Below are 15,430 nucleotides of genomic sequence, written 5' to 3' on the forward strand. Positions count from 1 at the left end.
GCAACTCCAATCACCTTATGCTAACCTTTGATCTCTAATAGTTCAGGAGTATGTTTTACAAGATCAGCTATTTCATAAGAGGCATTAACTGCTAATGCATCTTTAACTGCCTCAGTCCCTCTTGTCTTCCATATCGAATATATCCATTTGGAAAAACCATATGAATTCATGTGGTGACCACGTTCCTGTATCTGCATAAACAATTTCATACTTTCCTCATACCTTTCAATATCCGTTAAAATACAGGCCAGATTGTTCAACGCAATGTTGATATCTCTCTGCGAATTTCTAGAGACATTAATATCCTCCCAGCTACCTACCACTTCGTCTTTTCTTGAAATGGGCAGTGCTTCAACATTGATGTCATCAATCGAATCCATCGTTTCGTTCACAAGAGCTTGAACTCCGACAACATCCCCAGCATGATAAAGCCTAGTCAGGCGCTGTTTGTTATATGTAATTCGGGCAAAAAGAGTATTTGACCATGTCACATCTTCTTGTATGAGTTGGTTCATATTTTCAAGCACACTGTCCATTTCACTGTACCTCTCCAAAACCCAAAGCGAACCACCCAAAGCCCGATGGCTCTCGAATCGAACACCTCGGTTGGTATCCAACTTCGGGGCATAATCACAAGCATATTGATACCAATCCATCCAATGATCAAAGTAGTTCCCCAGAGATAATGACAACGCTTGTGTCGAATCCGAAACGATCCAGTGTAGCTGCTCGGGGGCGAGGTTTTCTTTCCCCCATTCGAAGAATTCCCGGTGATTTGCATAAAGCAGTTCCGGCTCTCTTAACAAGGCATAACCATCTGAAACATTCCAATACACCCAACCTCGTTCATTGACAGATAGCCTGCTGGATTGTTCATATTTTTTCAGCAAATCAATCATACCTTGATGATCTCCTTGCACTACAGTTTCCTGGAAAGCTTGAGCGATATTCATTCCCATCCTCCGTCTCTTAGGAAGCATAGTCTGTCATAGACAGTGTCCGAGCACCGAGCAAGTAAAGCTTATTTCAAACGTACACAACTCTTACAGGGGCTTCGTGCCGCAAGCTGTAATGAAATTCATCATGGCATAGGCTTCCGGCGAATGATTTATCGCATCAGAGGCTTGTTGCATCTGAGCAAATTCCTCCGAACTGATCACACCTTTTTCCGCAAAATGTACAAAACGATTAAGATTAAACTGCTGCTTAAACCCTTCTATGCCTAACAGATCACTATGTTGAAGGACAGAATCAATGTCAACATCGATGTATCCGTTCTCAGAAAGGAGACGCGGCAGACTTCTGCCAATGATGCGATTACCGCCGTGTTGTGCCACATAGTCCGATATTTTCATTAATACCGTATGCAAAGCAGGAACATCAGGATTCACTGCTCCAAAAACGCCGTCATCCACATCAATAATGGCAAGACGACCGCCAGGCTTCAGTACACGATATATCTCTCGTGCAGCTTCGTCAGGATTGTTCAAGTGAAGAAAGATCAGTCTTGCTACGACAAAATCAAAAGAATCATCAGGCAGATCCATCTGGTAGATGGAAGACTCTACAAATTGCAATCGCTTGGAAGGAATATCTTTCAGCCGCTCTCTGGCCTGTGCTTGCAGTGAACTATCAATCTCAAGCGAGGTAAGCTCGCTGTCAGGCAAACTGTTTAATAATTGCTCTGTAATGTAACCTGGTCCGCTTCCGACCTCCAATACACGCATTCCATTTTTCAAACCATACCATTCCAGATTTCGGAACTCTTTGGGCCATCCCATTACCGCTTGTATCTTTAACCTCGCTAATTCCTCTTGTAAACTTAAAACTGCCGTTTGGATACTGTATGTTGAACGCGGATCACTCATATATTCTCTCCTGTTCTTAAGTAGAATAATAAAACATATACCCTTAGACTTTTTTCTCCCCTAGTAAAAAGTATCCTTATGATTCAATTGTTCCCCTGTGGCTTGTCCCATCCCGCAACCGATTTCAAGATGTCCTCCAACAATGCCATTAACCGAACAGCCACCCCGTTTCGGAAATATTGACAGTATACTGTCAATGAATTAAGATAAACATATGAAATACAACCAAAATATAGAAGATCCGCTAAGCAAGTTTTCCCTCTACATCTTTCAGATTCATGGGTTATTGATGCGTTCGGGGGACATCGTTACACGTCCACTCCATCAGAGCAGTGCCCGATGGCAGGTATTGGGTCGCATTGGACATGGTACACCGACAGTAGCCAAAATCGCCCGTGATATGGGGCTAGCCCGCCAAAGTGTACAGCGCATTGCAGATGTATTAACCGATGAAGGGCTCACTATGTACAAAGACCATCCGACAGACCGACGAACCAAGTTGCTTGAATTAACGGCGAAAGGAGAAGAAGTGCTGGAAGCGATCTATACACAGTACGATGAATGGAATCAGTATATTATGGCTCACCTTGATCCGAAGCAATTATTAGAGATAACGAATGCTCTCGGCCAAGTCGGAAAAATTTTAGAAAAGGAAATTACACAGTTTAGCAATAAGGCGAATGATTAGAAATGCTTAATCTAATCCAAAACAATGAATGGGGTGTTCATATGAAAAGTATTTTCAATAAAACGCATGCTGTGGAAATCGTAGAGCGTATTGATAGACTCAGTGCAAATTCCAAGCCTCAATGGGGAAACATGCAGGTCCCTCAAATGCTGGCACACTGCTCGGCATTTCAAGACATTCCCATGGGGAATGCTTTTCCACCTAGAGGATTGCTAGGGAGGCTCGTTGGAAGGTTCGCCAAACCGATGTTTTATAACGAAAAGCCATTACCGCATAATATGTCGACCATCCCAACAATTATTATAGAAGACAACAGAGAGTTTATCGTAGAGAAAGAGAAACTGAAACAAAAGATTACAACTTTCCAAAGTCTTGGTCCAAGAAAATGCTCCTCTCACCCCCATCCTTTTTTCGGAAGATTAACACCTGAGCAATGGGGTATAGGCATCTATAAACATTTAGATCATCATCTAAAGCAATTTGGAGTGTGATTCGTAAACGAACATTTTTTTAGAACTTATGGATTATACTTGTTATGCATTGATGAACTTCCTTAGCAATGACTCAACTTCATTAACCCAATCTCCTTCTTCGTCGGCCAGTAAAGTCTCCCAACCGAGTAGCTTAGCAGAATGTAAATTTTTCTCTTGATCATCTATAAATAGAACCTCTTCTCCAGCTACCAGGAAGGTTTCGACCCGTTGGTATATCTCAATCTCAGGTTTGCATAAACCCACTTGATTAGAGATGGTTATACTTTTGGTAAATGAGCTTAAACGGCTAAGATTCGGCTCAATCCACTCCTTACAATGATTGCTGAGCAGATGGATATCGGCAAGCTCACTCCATCGCTCAAGGTATTGAGCCGTTGGTAAAGGAACAATTGAGCTATACAAGATCTCCTTCGCTCGGCTTATTGATAATTCGGGATACGCCTCATTCAAAGAATGCCAGAACTCTTCTTCTCGCATTATTCCTGTCCAGAGTTGTCGCTTGATTCCTGTAAAATGTACTTTCAGGGATTCTGCCGATAGGTTGGTTTCCCGAATCATATCTCTCCAGCACGTCAATGACATATTACTTAACAAAACCCCTGCGATATCTAAAACGATCTGTGGTCTGCCTTTCATTTTATCGACCTCCAAGTTCATCTAATACTACTTATAACAGACCTTAAGTTACTTAAAAGCATCATGTGGAAGGACAGCATGCACACCCTTCACGCCATTCACAATTTGCGTGATACGCAGGTCAATTACCGCGCTCCCAATTGCAATCGCTTCCACTCGTTCTAATCCGTACAACTCACCCATCAGATGGAGCATCCCGTCTAATGCTTGAACCGTAGCCTCATTCAGATCTTCATGAAAACCGAAGGTAAGCCAGCCGGATGGCGTATATGCACGAGGGTTGGTCAAAATCATATCATCAATCAAGTTGATCGTGATATCCACAACCTCCATTGCACATTCAATGGCCTGACAGCTGACTTCACCATCTCCCTGCCGTGCATGACCGTCACCAATCGCGAGATAACCTCCGTCTACGGGGATAGGTAAATATAATTTACTTCCCTGCACCAGTTCCTTGCAGTCGATGTTTCCTCCACAATAGCGAGGCGGCCAAGTCGTATGAATTCCACCTGACTCTGGCGGCATGCCCACTACACCCATAAAAGGCGAGAGAGATACCGTGAAGAGTTTCCCGTTTATTTCACAGGTTCCACTCATCGTGTGGCGATCAAGTGTCCAATTCAGCGACAGTTCTTCAACCTCTGTTAGATGTAATTTCTGGTTCTGCCAGTTCGGATATCCGCCGGCGGAAGTAAACCCGTATTGACCGGGTACAATCTCATTGAAAACAATCTCCAACGTCTGTCCTTGCTTGGCATCATCGATATAGATCGGACCTATTAATGCATGCCCTCCATCTTTTTCACCTTGTCGATCAAAAGGTTTCATGCGTTCCGCATAACTCACACCCGTTCCCCAGCCCGCATCCAGTGTCTGAAAACGAATGGAATCCCCAGATTTCACGCTCAACATGGGGGTTACCTCATCGGTAAATGAACCGATTAGATTTCCCTGAGTTAATTCAATCTTATAAATGGTCATCATGTCCCTCCCTGGTTTGGGATACATATTATATTCAGCGCACGCCACATGCTGTATTCCATGGCGCCCACCGCTTGCTAAATCCTTTACGCTTCAAGGCTGGTAAGATACTTTTTCAACGGTTCCATATGATGCTGGTCATGCCATATAAAATCTTTAAGATATTGGGGAATATAAAATACGTTACCCTCTGCATCCAAATACGTCTGATGAAGCTGTTCCTCCGATAACCCTCGAATGTCATTCATAATTTTATAACGGTACGTGATAGCCTTATTTACGATTTCGGACGTCTCTGTGCGGTTACCATACTCAATAGCCTTGCGATTAAACTCTTCAAAATTCATATGTTTCGAGGTAACTGCCTGCTTCAGAGCAATCTTCTCAATCGCTTCTTTGTAAAAATATCGATCCCATAACATGATATGACTTACGATTGATTTTATCGTCCATTTCCCTTCTTCCATGCTTGAATTCCAGGTCTTCTCATCGAGATGAGTCAACGTTCTGACAAATAACGCCCACTCTTCAAAGGTTTGAAGCAAATGTTCAATATCTTTAGTCATGAGTACATTTACCCTTCTTTCTTTTTGAAATGATTCACTACTCTATATGTTCTCCAGATAGACAGCAAGCTGGAACACCATGCTCATGAATGTCCAGCTTCGTAATATCATCTTCACATATTTTTCAATGGTTCATGATGGGGCTTGAACAGCGCTGCAATAATCTTCTCTGCACATTCTTCCGGTGTGTTCATACTTGTATCAATGGAGTAGCTATAGTTGATGTTTTGGGCCATGATTTGATGCTGCTCATCCGATTGCTCTTCTCTGCGATCCCCACGTTCGATGTTCCGCTGACGGCAGATGTCGAGGGGGCAATATAACTCCACAATATCCAGTGGATAGCCTTCAAATATCTGTTTGACTTGTTCATAATGCGGCGCGAGCTCCGGTCTTTCCACAAGTATGCCATCGATCAGAACATGCTTGCCATGGTCTGAGAATACTTTTGCTGTATGATACATCATTACAATCGCTTCACTCAGATACTTCCAGTAATCCGTCTGAAGATGTTTATCACCGATCGTATTTTCAAAAAGATCATTAGCGACAACATAGAAAAACGGATCATCGTATGATTGCATCGCCTCTACAATTGAAGTTTTACCAGAGCTGGTTAAACCGTTCAAAAATATAATTTTGCCTTTTTCCATGATAGTCATCTTCCTTTGCTTAAGTATAATTTTATAAATGTAATACAGCGTGTATTACGTGTGTTTCATGGATTTTTTGAGCAGCATGATCTGGCCAATATGATAGGCATTATGAATACATAGATTCGATACAACTCCCCACCATGGCGCGTTAAAATAGGAAGGTATTTCACGGGTCAGTTTCTGTTCTTCGCTATCTTCGAGTGCCCTGTTCCAATCACCAAAGACGGTTTTCAGTCTATGTAATGTCTTGCGCCACTCCACATCGTTCAGGTTAGACGGATCTATGTCAAATGTATCCTCATTATTCACTGAATGCAGCCCATCGACCTGTTCGGCAATATATCTCTCAAGCCACCTCTCATTCCAGAAAATAAGATGACTGACGATCGCCCAAATGGAGTGCTGCTCCTCATTCTTTGAATAAGCGGCCTCCGCCGCATTGAGGTCTGTCAACATATCATGAAGCGGAATAAACCAGCTCTTGTCATGATAACAGGCGTTCATTTGGTCTATGAGAATCGCTTTGTAACTCATCACTTCACCTCATTCAGATTAAACTTTGAATCAGCAGTTGTGTAAGAACCATTTTCGTGAATTAAAGCATTTAATTGCATTCCATAGGCACATCCACCATCAATGGCTATTTTATCTCCACCAAACCAAACATCCGAAGTTTCATGAATGTCTATTGTCCTTGTATGTCCAAAGATGATCTTTTGGTGTAGATTTGTGAACGTATGATCAATAAATTTATCTTTGATATACATAAAATCAAGCTCAGGTTGTTTCCTCCATTCCAAGTAATCTGGGTTTAATCCCGCATGAACGTAAATATGAGCTTCATCTTCATGGTAAAAAGGTAATTTACTCAAAAAATCAATATGATGACCGTAATCCATTTTTATTGCCTCTCTTGCTTGGTCCAACATTTCATCAGAAATTGCGCCTTCAATATTACAATAGCTCTGAAGTGTTTGAAGCCCTCCATGTTCAATAAACTTGGCTTTAATTAATGAACTTCCCTCAATTATAAAATCAACGAATCGTTGATCGTGATTACCTCTTAATGCGATCGCATGATGTTCATGCACTAATTTAATCACCTTATTAACAACCTCTTTGCTATTGGGTCCCCGATCTACGTAGTCTCCAAGCAGAATCAATTGATCATTTGTGGGATTATAATTGACACCATGTAATAATTGTTCAAACTCATTAATGCAGCCATGAATATCGCTAACCATTATCGTCCGATTCATATAAACTCCTTTTAGAGCAGCTTTAATACAAAATTTATCCGTTCATTGATTTCGCAATCTTCATCACAAGATCTTCTGACATATTTCTGCCATTGATCTCATATTGTAGCGCCTTCCCATGCACATCCTCTTCGATCCATATTAATTGGGAAGTTTCGTTATCGAAAATATAAAATGCTTGGACGCCACGTATAGCTGTTTGTTTAACCGTAGTTCCACCATGATCAGGCAATGCGATCCGGCTCTTCGTTGTCCCGAAAATGTTAAGTGTATACCCACCATATTCTTGATACGTTATGCTGATGCCCACAACCTTCTTATTGGGCTTCAGGTCTCGTATCACTACATTTCCGCCTGATCTGTTGCTTTCTTCAATCATTTCATCGATTTCTTGTGGAGTTAAATTATCAAATCCATAAAATACACGAATGGCATCTATACCAGAATCAATCGGAAATTTTGGCTGCCATGGGGAATAATGTCTTTGCAATTGTTCCAAACCGTCTTCCCATGGAATGGCTGCATAATTGGTCTGTTGCGTGAATTGGTTCTCTATAGCATCTGCGGTATAGATCGCCTTCCCCTCACCAGGTTTTAAATCAATGACGATCCGGTCGATCGCATTATTATTGCGTAAGGATTCAATCTGAATTTTTCCAAGAACATCTCCGCTTTTGTTTTTAATCTCCATTGGTCTTTCACTCCTTTTTTTTCAAAGTACCTTTCGATCTTCATGGAAAAGAAGCTGAGCCCTGCAGAAGATAAAGCGATCATGAGGACTCCAAATATGCAAATGGTCCGCAAGGTACCCTCTTAACCACAACTCGTCGTTTATTCGTCTGAGATAAAAACCTTTTGGAAAATCAATATCCTCCGTAAGGGCTTCAGATGCTATGGTGATGGAGCCGGACGGAGCTTTGTTGCCTTCTGAAATATTGGTAGAACATAACTCGGGCTGGTCCAAATATTGCAGTCTTAGATAAGGTCCTAACTCAACCGGACAACATTCCAATCCAAGTTCATTTGCTCTTCGAAAGAGCTGAAAAGTCGTAGCACCATCCGAAAATCCAAGTTGTCTGACAGTCAACTCAACCGTTTGCAAGCTTTGCTTTGTACCGGAAACTACAAATCTCTCATCATTTAACAACTGTTCTCCATATTTATTCAATAAAATAGAGTGTTGGTCCAGTTTCTGAATAAGCTGTGGCTTTGTTAAGCCACCAATGTCTACAGTTCTTATTTCAACTGAACAGTCAGGATATATTTTCTCGTCTTCAATCAACATTCGTATCCTCCTAATCCTTAGGTAAATGATAGCAGCTGACCAAAGTTCCTCATTAAAAATTCAATTCACAATCATGGTGTTCCCACACATCAAATAAGTTACCGTCCAGATCTTCTAACACAAAAAACTTCCCATAGTGTCCCTCATCACTAATAGCCCCTACTTTCACATTCTCTGATGTTAAATAGTTATGTAAAGAACCAATGTCGTCGGTGAAAAATGTAATGACCCATCTCTTTTTCTGATGCACTTCAAATGTCGCTCGTGTTTCATTATCGCTTTGGATCAAGTCCAAAATTGGTCGATTCCCCCGAAATAAACTCAAATATCCTTCGCGCTGGTGGCGAATGTTAAATCCAAAATGTTTTACAAACCAGGCGGCTGACACTTCTAAATCTTTCACTGGAATCACATTATATGCTATGCCCAGAATCTTTCCATTCCCCATATGTTACCTCCACAATTGAGATGTGCATAAGACCCTACCACCCTTACGATGTTATACAAGATTTAATTTGATCAATATAATGCTGACCATGCCATACAAATCTTTGAATCGCAATATCCAGTGCAATTGTATCTAACATTTCTGTTCGGAGTTTTCAGAGATCTTGTGGATTTCGGGCCTCATTAGAGAATTTAAGACTCGGTTCAACGTGTCCTATCGGCAAGCGTACATTTTCAACCCAAAGTTGACCACCTCTCCATTTCTCTACTATAGAACCAAATCATATCCAATATAACCCACAATGTTCCATTTGCGAAGTGTAAAAAGCAAAAAAAAGTGCCCCGATCTTGGGTCGAATGGTGTTTGTCTAGAACATCATCAACCAAGATAGAAGCGACTTTAAGGTGGAATCTATCATAATGCAGAGCTTATGGAGTGTCATGAGGAGTAGTTTTCTCTCCAAGTTATTGAGGTCTTATCTTCGGACCGAGGAAGTAGCGTAAATTTATTGTTCTGAGGGATGCCCTTATTCTGAAAATTCAATCAAAAATGGATGGCTTTTCTCATCTAATGCATTTTGAATTCTGTCATAGAAATTTCCCCATGTTATCATTTGCTGAGCTTCTTCTAAAGTAAAGTAACCCACCTCTTCACTTTCATCACTAGTAGTTAAAGCTCCACCAATCGGTTTTCCAGTAAATATATTGTTGCATACGCCGCGCGTTATGTTCTGATACAACCCACAAAATTTAATTAATTCAATGTCAATCCCTGTCTCCTCTTTCACTTCGCGAACTGCTGCCTACCTAATAGTCTATCCTTCTTCAACACAACCTTGAGGCATTTCCTTCCCAGCCTCTTCGACCTTTCATGAGTAAAATCTCATTATGTTCATTGAGAATGATTACACTTGCAGACACGATAAATTTCATTCTAATTCCTCCTATCAAATTCATCTTTTAAAATACTCATACAAATAACATCCCAATATTTACCTTTCTTATATATCTTATTTCTAGATCTCCCTTCTTCCTTAAACCCACATTTAACATAACTTTTATATGCTCTCTCGTTATATTCGTATACCTCAAGCTCTAACCTATTTAAGTTTGAATTCCTCGAAGACAAATTTCTGTAGTACTTTTATTGCTACACTACCATAACCTTTTCCCAATTGATCTTTTTTCCCTATAACGATAGCCAAATATGCAAATCGATTCTTCCAATCTATCCTATATAGATCTATTTGACCTAAATATTCGAGTGATTCTCTAAACGCTATAATAAAACTTCTATTACTCGACTTACCTTCAACCATTGTTCTAAAAAAGGACTCCGTCTCATTCCTCGAATGAGGATAAAATCCATGATTTAAAAAGCCCATCGATGCTCCTCTGGCAAACACTCATCACAAAGTAATTGCCCTTCAATAACTGCTCCATTATTAAGTTCGTCCATATGATTTGGTTTTTCTCTATCAGTTGCCCATGAATTACATTTTGCACACCTTCCGCAATTCATTACTTCTGGATCGAGATACACAGAGGAACTACTCTCCCATTGTAATTTCAGATCTTTCCTTATTGTAATTTCGTTCTCTAGTACAGGAGTCAAATCCCCATCGATTTCTTTATATTCATCGTCAGTTAAGTCAATTAGATAAGATATATTTACAAGATATGTCTTCTTATTCATTACTTTCGTCCTTTGATTTTCATGGTTGATACGTTTCTTGGCCTTTCGCATAACGTTGTGAATGCACAACGTTATGCGAAAGGCTGCATTTATAACTATCGGTTTGTAGTAAGCCCCGTCGACTGATTTGGTGATCCAAACTACTTCACGAGGCTAGTCATCTAACCGGCTGGTAGCAGAGACCAATAGCTCCCGACTTGAAGGTTTTATTTTCAATAAGTTTAAGATTGGTCTTCTCTTGGAGTCCTTGAAACAATGGCAACCCGCTACCGATCAGGACAGGAGACACTGTGATTTTGTACTCATCGATTAGATCAAGACCCATCACGTGGTGTGCAAACCTGGGACTGCCGAGGATAACCATATCCTTGCCTGGCTGCTGTTTGAGGTTCCTAATCTCTTCTTCGACATCTTCTTTCACCAGTCTGGAATTGTTCCATTCCACTTTCTCCAGTGTTGTGGAAAATACGATTTTGGCTGTCTTTTCGATCCATTCGGCATGATTCCGTTCATACGGTGAAGCTGATGGGTCTGAAGACACGGATGGCCAGTAACTATGCATCATCTGATAAGTTCCACGTCCCCAAAGGACAGTGTCAGCAGTACTCAAAACTTCTTGCGCGTGTTTCTCCAAATCAGCATCGTAGGAAACCCAGCCAATGTCCATTTCACCGTTCGGCCCTTCTACAAACCCATCAAGTGAAGCGTGCAGAAATAAAACGAGTTTTCTCATTTTCAATTCTCCTTTTTTAATATGATGGAATGTATTGACTACAAGATACCATGTTTTATTTATTCTTGTACTGATTTCATCTAACATAGTGCGAATGTTATGTTAGATGATGAGACCTAGAGTTTCTGTTTTCCACACAATCCTTCTAAGATTTTTGCTACTCCATCGTTATCATTAGTTTCTGTTATTTCATCTGCAATATCTTTCAATTCAACTACTGCATTCCCCATTGCTATTGAATATGCAGCTGACTTGAACAATCCTACATCATTGTGATCATCACCAAATACAATCAATGAATCCAGTTCTTCATTGTATATATTGCAAAGTCTAGTAATTGCTAACTCTTTCGATGCTTGAAGTGGCATTATTTGAATCAATTGATTTTTATCCGTAATCAGTATATTAACTTGCTGTCCAAACTTAGAAATAAGTCCTGGAATCTGGTGTTTGCCTGAGAGCAATATCTTCGTAGCTTCATATTGTTTTAATTCTCTCAATGATTTAACTATTGGGTTAGACCTTGCATTCATTGTGGTAGTATAGTCATATTGGCGTAAGCCAAACCATTCATCTTTTACTTCCATTGTCAGATCGAGTTGCGGATAATGATGTAAGCAATAATCGATGATTTCGGAAGTTAAATCAGATGGAATTGATTCATAAAATTCGGTCATGGATTTATTACATATTGTTTGTGCTCCGTTATAATACACAAACGCTCCAATATCCAACAACTCTTTAGGAAGAAAAAACTTTACAGCTCTAGGAGGGCGTGCTGTTGCAAAGATTATTCTCATCCCGCTCTGATAACAGGACAGTACGGCTTCAAAGTTTCTTTCAGAGACTTGATTTTTAGAATTTAAAAATGTACCATCCAAATCTAAGACAACTGTAGAATACTTCAATGAAACGCCTCCTCATAATTCATCGGGTTTTCATCTAATGTTTGTGCATGCCTGAGGTTTAAGCGTCAAGCGGCTTAAAATAGATCGATAGACTTAGCCCGTTGAATGTATCGCCTTATACCGATTTCTTTGAACTTCTTATATATGTTCCAGGGCAAATGCAAAGTGTTTTTTATACCCATGACCCATGAACTACCTACAAATTCTTTCCACATTCATTTAGTACTTTATTTACAAATTCGGTCTTCCCAGCCGTATAAGACTGACGATTTTCTCTATATTTAATAGCAAGTTCTTTTTTTAGATTGGCATATTCGACTACAAATTCGGAATTGCTAATTAATGCATCTCTGAATGAAATATGTCTTAATAACTCTTTGCTCTCTTTATTACAAACATATAGATGATGTTCAGGTTTCTGTATTTTCACTATACTATAGGGAACATTTGCATCTTTCCTTACAAAAGCTTCTCTGTTCTCAACGCTTAAATTTCCTTCATGATCGTAACCTAAACTTTCTAATCCTTGAATTACATCTGGGAGCAAAGCCATAGAATCAATTACTACATCAATATCTAAAATAGGTTTTGCCGCTAGTCCAGGTACTGCAGTACTACCAACGTGCTCGATTCTGAGTACTAGATCCCCGAGTTTATGTTCTAAGATAGATTTCAGATCAAAAAACACTTCAGGCCATTCATTGTTGTATTCTTCAATAATTATTGACTTTATACGCATCCTTGAGATCCCCCCGCAAAAAATAAAGTATTTACGAATGTTCACGATAATGTTCCTTTGGACCCGAGAGGTTTAAGATAACGTTGTTGTATTCATGAACTAGAGAGGCTTGAATAATCGTACGATCCATTACGCACCTCATATTGATTTTGATTTTTCTCTTTGAATCCACCCATAACTTCTGCCGGACCGATGGTAGCCCGATGAATGAACATGTTGTTATGTGGAGTCAGTCATTTCGTTGATTACTTACAAATTGATTTTTGAAATCTTTCTTAAAATTATGCTTACAACTTCTTCTGTTTCTTTATTATCTGTGTCAATATGTTCTTGAAATTTGATATCTTTGAATGCAAGTACACCTGCGTTTGTTTGCTTCTGATACCAAAAATCAAATTTGTCTCCACGTTTTTCAATTCGTTTTTTGATTGTCTCTTCAGATGCTAAGAGGCAAAAATGAAAAGTATCTCGATCGATACTTCTAAATCCATTTAATATGTAATTGAAATTTTCGGACTTATAAATGGTCATTGGAACAATAAGATGTTTCTTATACCTGTTCATTAATTCTTGAGCTGTCTGTACTACAAGTATTCTCCATAGTGCTATATCCTGAAAATCATCCGTTCGTTCTTCTTCCAAGTAGATCTCTTCTGATATGATCTTTCTCAACATATATCCAATTTCTTCAGGATCATAAATCATGCTATTAGGTATTAGAGGCTGCAGCTTTTGAGAAGTCGAGGTTTTGCCGGATCCAAATGAACCATTAATCATAATAATCAAATGATCACTCCTTCTGGTTAGTTTTACATCGTGTATTTGACTGAGCTGGGACATCCGGTTAAGCGAAGTCGTTGCTCTCCATAATTACCTTTACATACTCATCCCAATCCTTACCGTCTGTATTGATTTCGATTGTTGGCACTCTTGAAATTTGAGCTTGATGTCTTAATACATTTTGGGTTTTTAATAATTCACTTACCGACGATCTTACTTCTTCTTCTGTTTTATAGATCCATTCTTCGGGTTGTCTGCTTTTAATTCTTTCTTCTACAACTTCGGGCGAGATTGTAAGCAAAATACACCTGGCGTTTAAAGACTCAAGCTGTTCTTCTATTTTATTTATCTCATCCACATCCGAATCTGCAAATGCAGCTCGATGATTTAAGTGAAACCTCTCCAGAACATAAAATAGTCCCCTTGATCCTCTAGATGCAGGACCTAGTTGAATTGCCCAATCGTTAAGTTTCTTTAGCATTTCAACACGCTCTTTAAGTAACGCAATGTGCTCTTCTCGCGTTAGACTCACATATTCTCCATGTTTATTGTTCAAAATTTGAGAATAATGTTCTCCAAGAATAACTACGCTCCGTTCCGCTGAATCTTCTTGTGATTGATATCGTTTAATTGCTTTTAAGACTGATGTCTTCCCGGCATTGGAATACCCTTCAAGAATTACACCTCTAATATGCATTTAATTCTCCTCTCATAACCATTATTTTACCTAAGGTTCCTGTAATCATAACGTTCAACATTAGTTGAACGGGTTTGATGAAGCGCTTCCAAAAAATAGGTGTAGCAGACCAAGGCTCCGTTGGGAGCCGCTGCTTGAATACTATATTATACGACGAAATCGCCTCTCATCGTGACCAGTATCGTCAATATGTTTTTAGCCAGAGGAAGTTCTGGAAGCAGCCATTTTATTTAAGGCGTTCTCAAAATAATCATATACTTCATCTGCAATTTCCAGAAACTCTTCAACAGATACATCGCTATCCAAGTAACAAGCATACAGATACTCAACTAAAGCGCCGTCAATCGAGCAATAGTTTATTATGGCATCCTTCATCTTAATGATTTCATCTTCCCATACCCCTGTATCTTCTAAAACCAAAGAGTATAATGCACGAATTAATCTCTTAGAGTAACCTTTAATATATCTAGTTTTCATTGAGTGATCACTAGCAGTAGAAAGTGAACGACGTACACGATCTACTTCTTCCTTGGTCTCTGTATTCAAGTCTACAATGAATTCTGGAGAAATTATGATCGGGGGTACTTTTTCACCAATGTCCTCCCCATGTATGCAAACACAGATGATCTTAATCCAAAAACCCCAATCGTTCGGTCTACTTAATACATCATCAATCGAGCAAATGATCGTATCTATCTTAGTGACGAATGGATATTCTTCCAACAGCCTGTCTTTGATATTTGACAATCTTTCGTAATCAATATCTTCGGGATTTGCACATACAATAGTAAAGTCTGCATCTGACTTAAAAGGTTTAGCTGTTCCTTTGGGAATCGAGCCACACATATAAATGCTATGAATCTTATCTTTGAATTCGTTAAGGATATGATCCACATACTTATCAACCAAATCCTTATATTCACTTTGTATTGCAATTCTATTGATAACTTTTTCTAATATCATATAGACTCCTCCTAAACAATAGGCTTCTTCG

21 protein-coding genes and 1 pseudogene are annotated in these 15,430 nt (G+C 39.5%); 2 read left to right on the forward strand and 20 right to left on the reverse strand.

Annotated elements, in window-relative coordinates:
• Positions 1-20: 20 nt before the first annotated feature.
• Both MKY73_RS17790 and MKY73_RS17795 read right to left on the reverse strand, forming a co-directional pair.
• The gene (locus tag MKY73_RS17790) at positions 21-953 is read right to left on the reverse strand and encodes a hypothetical protein (RefSeq protein WP_339302886.1); all 933 of its coding nucleotides are present in this window, start codon (positions 951-953) and stop codon (positions 21-23) included.
• 90 nt (positions 954-1,043) lie between these two features.
• Positions 1,044-1,868: a methyltransferase domain-containing protein gene (locus MKY73_RS17795; RefSeq protein WP_339302887.1), complete on the reverse strand. Its 825-nt coding sequence runs from the start codon at positions 1,866-1,868 to the stop codon at positions 1,044-1,046.
• Positions 1,869-2,082: 214 nt separating this feature from the next.
• On the opposite strand from MKY73_RS17795, the gene MKY73_RS17800 reads away from it, so the two are divergent.
• Positions 2,083-2,556, forward strand: coding sequence for a MarR family transcriptional regulator (locus tag MKY73_RS17800; protein WP_339302888.1), 474 nt, complete (start codon positions 2,083-2,085; stop codon positions 2,554-2,556).
• 41 nt (positions 2,557-2,597) lie between these two features.
• Positions 2,598-3,047, forward strand: a complete 450-nt coding sequence (locus MKY73_RS17805) for a DUF1569 domain-containing protein (RefSeq protein ID WP_339302889.1) — start codon at positions 2,598-2,600, stop codon at positions 3,045-3,047.
• Positions 3,048-3,089: 42 nt separating this feature from the next.
• On the opposite strand, the gene MKY73_RS17810 is transcribed toward MKY73_RS17805, so the two are convergent.
• From MKY73_RS17810 to MKY73_RS17895, 18 genes and pseudogenes are all read right to left on the reverse strand, one after another.
• Complete coding sequence (locus MKY73_RS17810) at positions 3,090-3,686, reverse strand: HAD-IA family hydrolase (protein ID WP_339302890.1); 597 nt, start codon at positions 3,684-3,686, stop codon at positions 3,090-3,092.
• A 48-nt stretch (positions 3,687-3,734) separates the two neighbouring features.
• Entirely contained in the window at positions 3,735-4,673 is a 939-nt protein-coding gene (locus MKY73_RS17815; RefSeq protein ID WP_339302891.1) for an acetamidase/formamidase family protein, read from the reverse strand.
• A gap of 83 nt (positions 4,674-4,756) precedes the next feature.
• Positions 4,757-5,236 carry a DinB family protein gene (locus MKY73_RS17820; RefSeq protein WP_339302892.1) on the reverse strand — a complete coding sequence of 160 codons (480 nt, stop codon included), beginning with the start codon at positions 5,234-5,236 and terminating at the stop codon, positions 4,757-4,759.
• Positions 5,237-5,349: 113 nt separating this feature from the next.
• Entirely contained in the window at positions 5,350-5,889 is a 540-nt protein-coding gene (locus MKY73_RS17825) for an AAA family ATPase (RefSeq protein WP_339302893.1), read from the reverse strand.
• Positions 5,890-5,943: 54 nt separating this feature from the next.
• Entirely contained in the window at positions 5,944-6,426 is a 483-nt protein-coding gene (locus MKY73_RS17830; RefSeq protein WP_339302894.1) for a DinB family protein, read from the reverse strand.
• Positions 6,426-7,151 (reverse strand): metallophosphoesterase, encoded by a 726-nt coding sequence (locus MKY73_RS17835; protein WP_339302895.1) that lies wholly within the window; start codon positions 7,149-7,151, stop codon positions 6,426-6,428. Before MKY73_RS17835 ends, MKY73_RS17830 begins: the two co-directional genes overlap by 1 nt.
• Positions 7,152-7,185: 34 nt before the next feature.
• Positions 7,186-7,842, reverse strand: coding sequence for a DUF4367 domain-containing protein (locus MKY73_RS17840; RefSeq protein WP_339302896.1), 657 nt, complete (start codon positions 7,840-7,842; stop codon positions 7,186-7,188).
• Positions 7,843-7,863: 21 nt separating this feature from the next.
• Positions 7,864-8,436 (reverse strand): helicase, encoded by a 573-nt coding sequence (locus MKY73_RS17845; RefSeq protein ID WP_339302898.1) that lies wholly within the window; start codon positions 8,434-8,436, stop codon positions 7,864-7,866.
• A 52-nt stretch (positions 8,437-8,488) separates the two neighbouring features.
• Complete coding sequence (locus tag MKY73_RS17850; protein WP_339302899.1) at positions 8,489-8,884, reverse strand: VOC family protein; 396 nt, start codon at positions 8,882-8,884, stop codon at positions 8,489-8,491.
• Positions 8,885-9,410: 526 nt separating this feature from the next.
• Positions 9,411-9,816, reverse strand: a pseudogene (locus tag MKY73_RS17855) (NUDIX hydrolase).
• 167 nt (positions 9,817-9,983) lie between these two features.
• Entirely contained in the window at positions 9,984-10,268 is a 285-nt protein-coding gene (locus MKY73_RS17860) for a GNAT family N-acetyltransferase (RefSeq protein WP_339302900.1), read from the reverse strand.
• Positions 10,256-10,579, reverse strand: coding sequence for a hypothetical protein (locus MKY73_RS17865; RefSeq protein WP_339302901.1), 324 nt, complete (start codon positions 10,577-10,579; stop codon positions 10,256-10,258). The genes MKY73_RS17860 and MKY73_RS17865 overlap by 13 nt, the downstream gene beginning before the upstream one ends.
• Before the next feature lie 157 nt (positions 10,580-10,736).
• Positions 10,737-11,312: a dihydrofolate reductase family protein gene (locus MKY73_RS17870; protein ID WP_339302902.1), complete on the reverse strand. Its 576-nt coding sequence runs from the start codon at positions 11,310-11,312 to the stop codon at positions 10,737-10,739.
• Positions 11,313-11,428: 116 nt separating this feature from the next.
• Positions 11,429-12,220 (reverse strand): HAD family hydrolase, encoded by a 792-nt coding sequence (locus MKY73_RS17875; protein WP_339302903.1) that lies wholly within the window; start codon positions 12,218-12,220, stop codon positions 11,429-11,431.
• A 196-nt stretch (positions 12,221-12,416) separates the two neighbouring features.
• The gene (locus MKY73_RS17880; protein WP_339302904.1) at positions 12,417-12,959 is read right to left on the reverse strand and encodes a GrpB family protein; all 543 of its coding nucleotides are present in this window, start codon (positions 12,957-12,959) and stop codon (positions 12,417-12,419) included.
• A 249-nt stretch (positions 12,960-13,208) separates the two neighbouring features.
• Positions 13,209-13,736: an AAA family ATPase gene (locus MKY73_RS17885; RefSeq protein WP_339308655.1), complete on the reverse strand. Its 528-nt coding sequence runs from the start codon at positions 13,734-13,736 to the stop codon at positions 13,209-13,211.
• A gap of 67 nt (positions 13,737-13,803) precedes the next feature.
• Complete coding sequence (locus MKY73_RS17890) at positions 13,804-14,436, reverse strand: hypothetical protein (protein ID WP_339302905.1); 633 nt, start codon at positions 14,434-14,436, stop codon at positions 13,804-13,806.
• A gap of 195 nt (positions 14,437-14,631) precedes the next feature.
• Positions 14,632-15,399 (reverse strand): nucleotidyltransferase domain-containing protein, encoded by a 768-nt coding sequence (locus tag MKY73_RS17895; protein ID WP_339302906.1) that lies wholly within the window; start codon positions 15,397-15,399, stop codon positions 14,632-14,634.
• Positions 15,400-15,430 lie beyond the last annotated feature (31 nt).

The organism is Paenibacillus sp. FSL R5-0519 (assembly GCF_037974275.1).
GTDB lineage: Bacteria > Bacillota > Bacilli > Paenibacillales > Paenibacillaceae > Paenibacillus.

Coding starts and splice junctions, on each gene's coding strand:
- MKY73_RS17830 (WP_339302894.1), bottom strand. CDS start 6,426: ATGAGTTACAAAGCGATTCTCATAGACCAAATGAACGCCTGTTATCAT.
- MKY73_RS17815 (WP_339302891.1), bottom strand. CDS start 4,673: ATGATGACCATTTATAAGATTGAATTAACTCAGGGAAATCTAATCGGT.
- MKY73_RS17820 (WP_339302892.1), bottom strand. CDS start 5,236: ATGACTAAAGATATTGAACATTTGCTTCAAACCTTTGAAGAGTGGGCG.
- MKY73_RS17810 (WP_339302890.1), bottom strand. CDS start 3,686: ATGAAAGGCAGACCACAGATCGTTTTAGATATCGCAGGGGTTTTGTTA.
- MKY73_RS17795 (WP_339302887.1), bottom strand. CDS start 1,868: ATGAGTGATCCGCGTTCAACATACAGTATCCAAACGGCAGTTTTAAGT.
- MKY73_RS17840 (WP_339302896.1), bottom strand. CDS start 7,842: ATGGAGATTAAAAACAAAAGCGGAGATGTTCTTGGAAAAATTCAGATT.
- MKY73_RS17790 (WP_339302886.1), bottom strand. CDS start 953: ATGAATATCGCTCAAGCTTTCCAGGAAACTGTAGTGCAAGGAGATCAT.
- MKY73_RS17885 (WP_339308655.1), bottom strand. CDS start 13,736: ATGATTAATGGTTCATTTGGATCCGGCAAAACCTCGACTTCTCAAAAG.
- MKY73_RS17825 (WP_339302893.1), bottom strand. CDS start 5,889: ATGGAAAAAGGCAAAATTATATTTTTGAACGGTTTAACCAGCTCTGGT.
- MKY73_RS17800 (WP_339302888.1), top strand. CDS start 2,083: ATGAAATACAACCAAAATATAGAAGATCCGCTAAGCAAGTTTTCCCTC.
- MKY73_RS17805 (WP_339302889.1), top strand. CDS start 2,598: ATGAAAAGTATTTTCAATAAAACGCATGCTGTGGAAATCGTAGAGCGT.
- MKY73_RS17870 (WP_339302902.1), bottom strand. CDS start 11,312: ATGAGAAAACTCGTTTTATTTCTGCACGCTTCACTTGATGGGTTTGTA.
- MKY73_RS17890 (WP_339302905.1), bottom strand. CDS start 14,436: ATGCATATTAGAGGTGTAATTCTTGAAGGGTATTCCAATGCCGGGAAG.
- MKY73_RS17845 (WP_339302898.1), bottom strand. CDS start 8,436: ATGTTGATTGAAGACGAGAAAATATATCCTGACTGTTCAGTTGAAATA.
- MKY73_RS17865 (WP_339302901.1), bottom strand. CDS start 10,579: ATGAATAAGAAGACATATCTTGTAAATATATCTTATCTAATTGACTTA.
- MKY73_RS17895 (WP_339302906.1), bottom strand. CDS start 15,399: ATGATATTAGAAAAAGTTATCAATAGAATTGCAATACAAAGTGAATAT.
- MKY73_RS17835 (WP_339302895.1), bottom strand. CDS start 7,151: ATGAATCGGACGATAATGGTTAGCGATATTCATGGCTGCATTAATGAG.
- MKY73_RS17880 (WP_339302904.1), bottom strand. CDS start 12,959: ATGCGTATAAAGTCAATAATTATTGAAGAATACAACAATGAATGGCCT.
- MKY73_RS17860 (WP_339302900.1), bottom strand. CDS start 10,268: ATGGGCTTTTTAAATCATGGATTTTATCCTCATTCGAGGAATGAGACG.
- MKY73_RS17850 (WP_339302899.1), bottom strand. CDS start 8,884: ATGGGGAATGGAAAGATTCTGGGCATAGCATATAATGTGATTCCAGTG.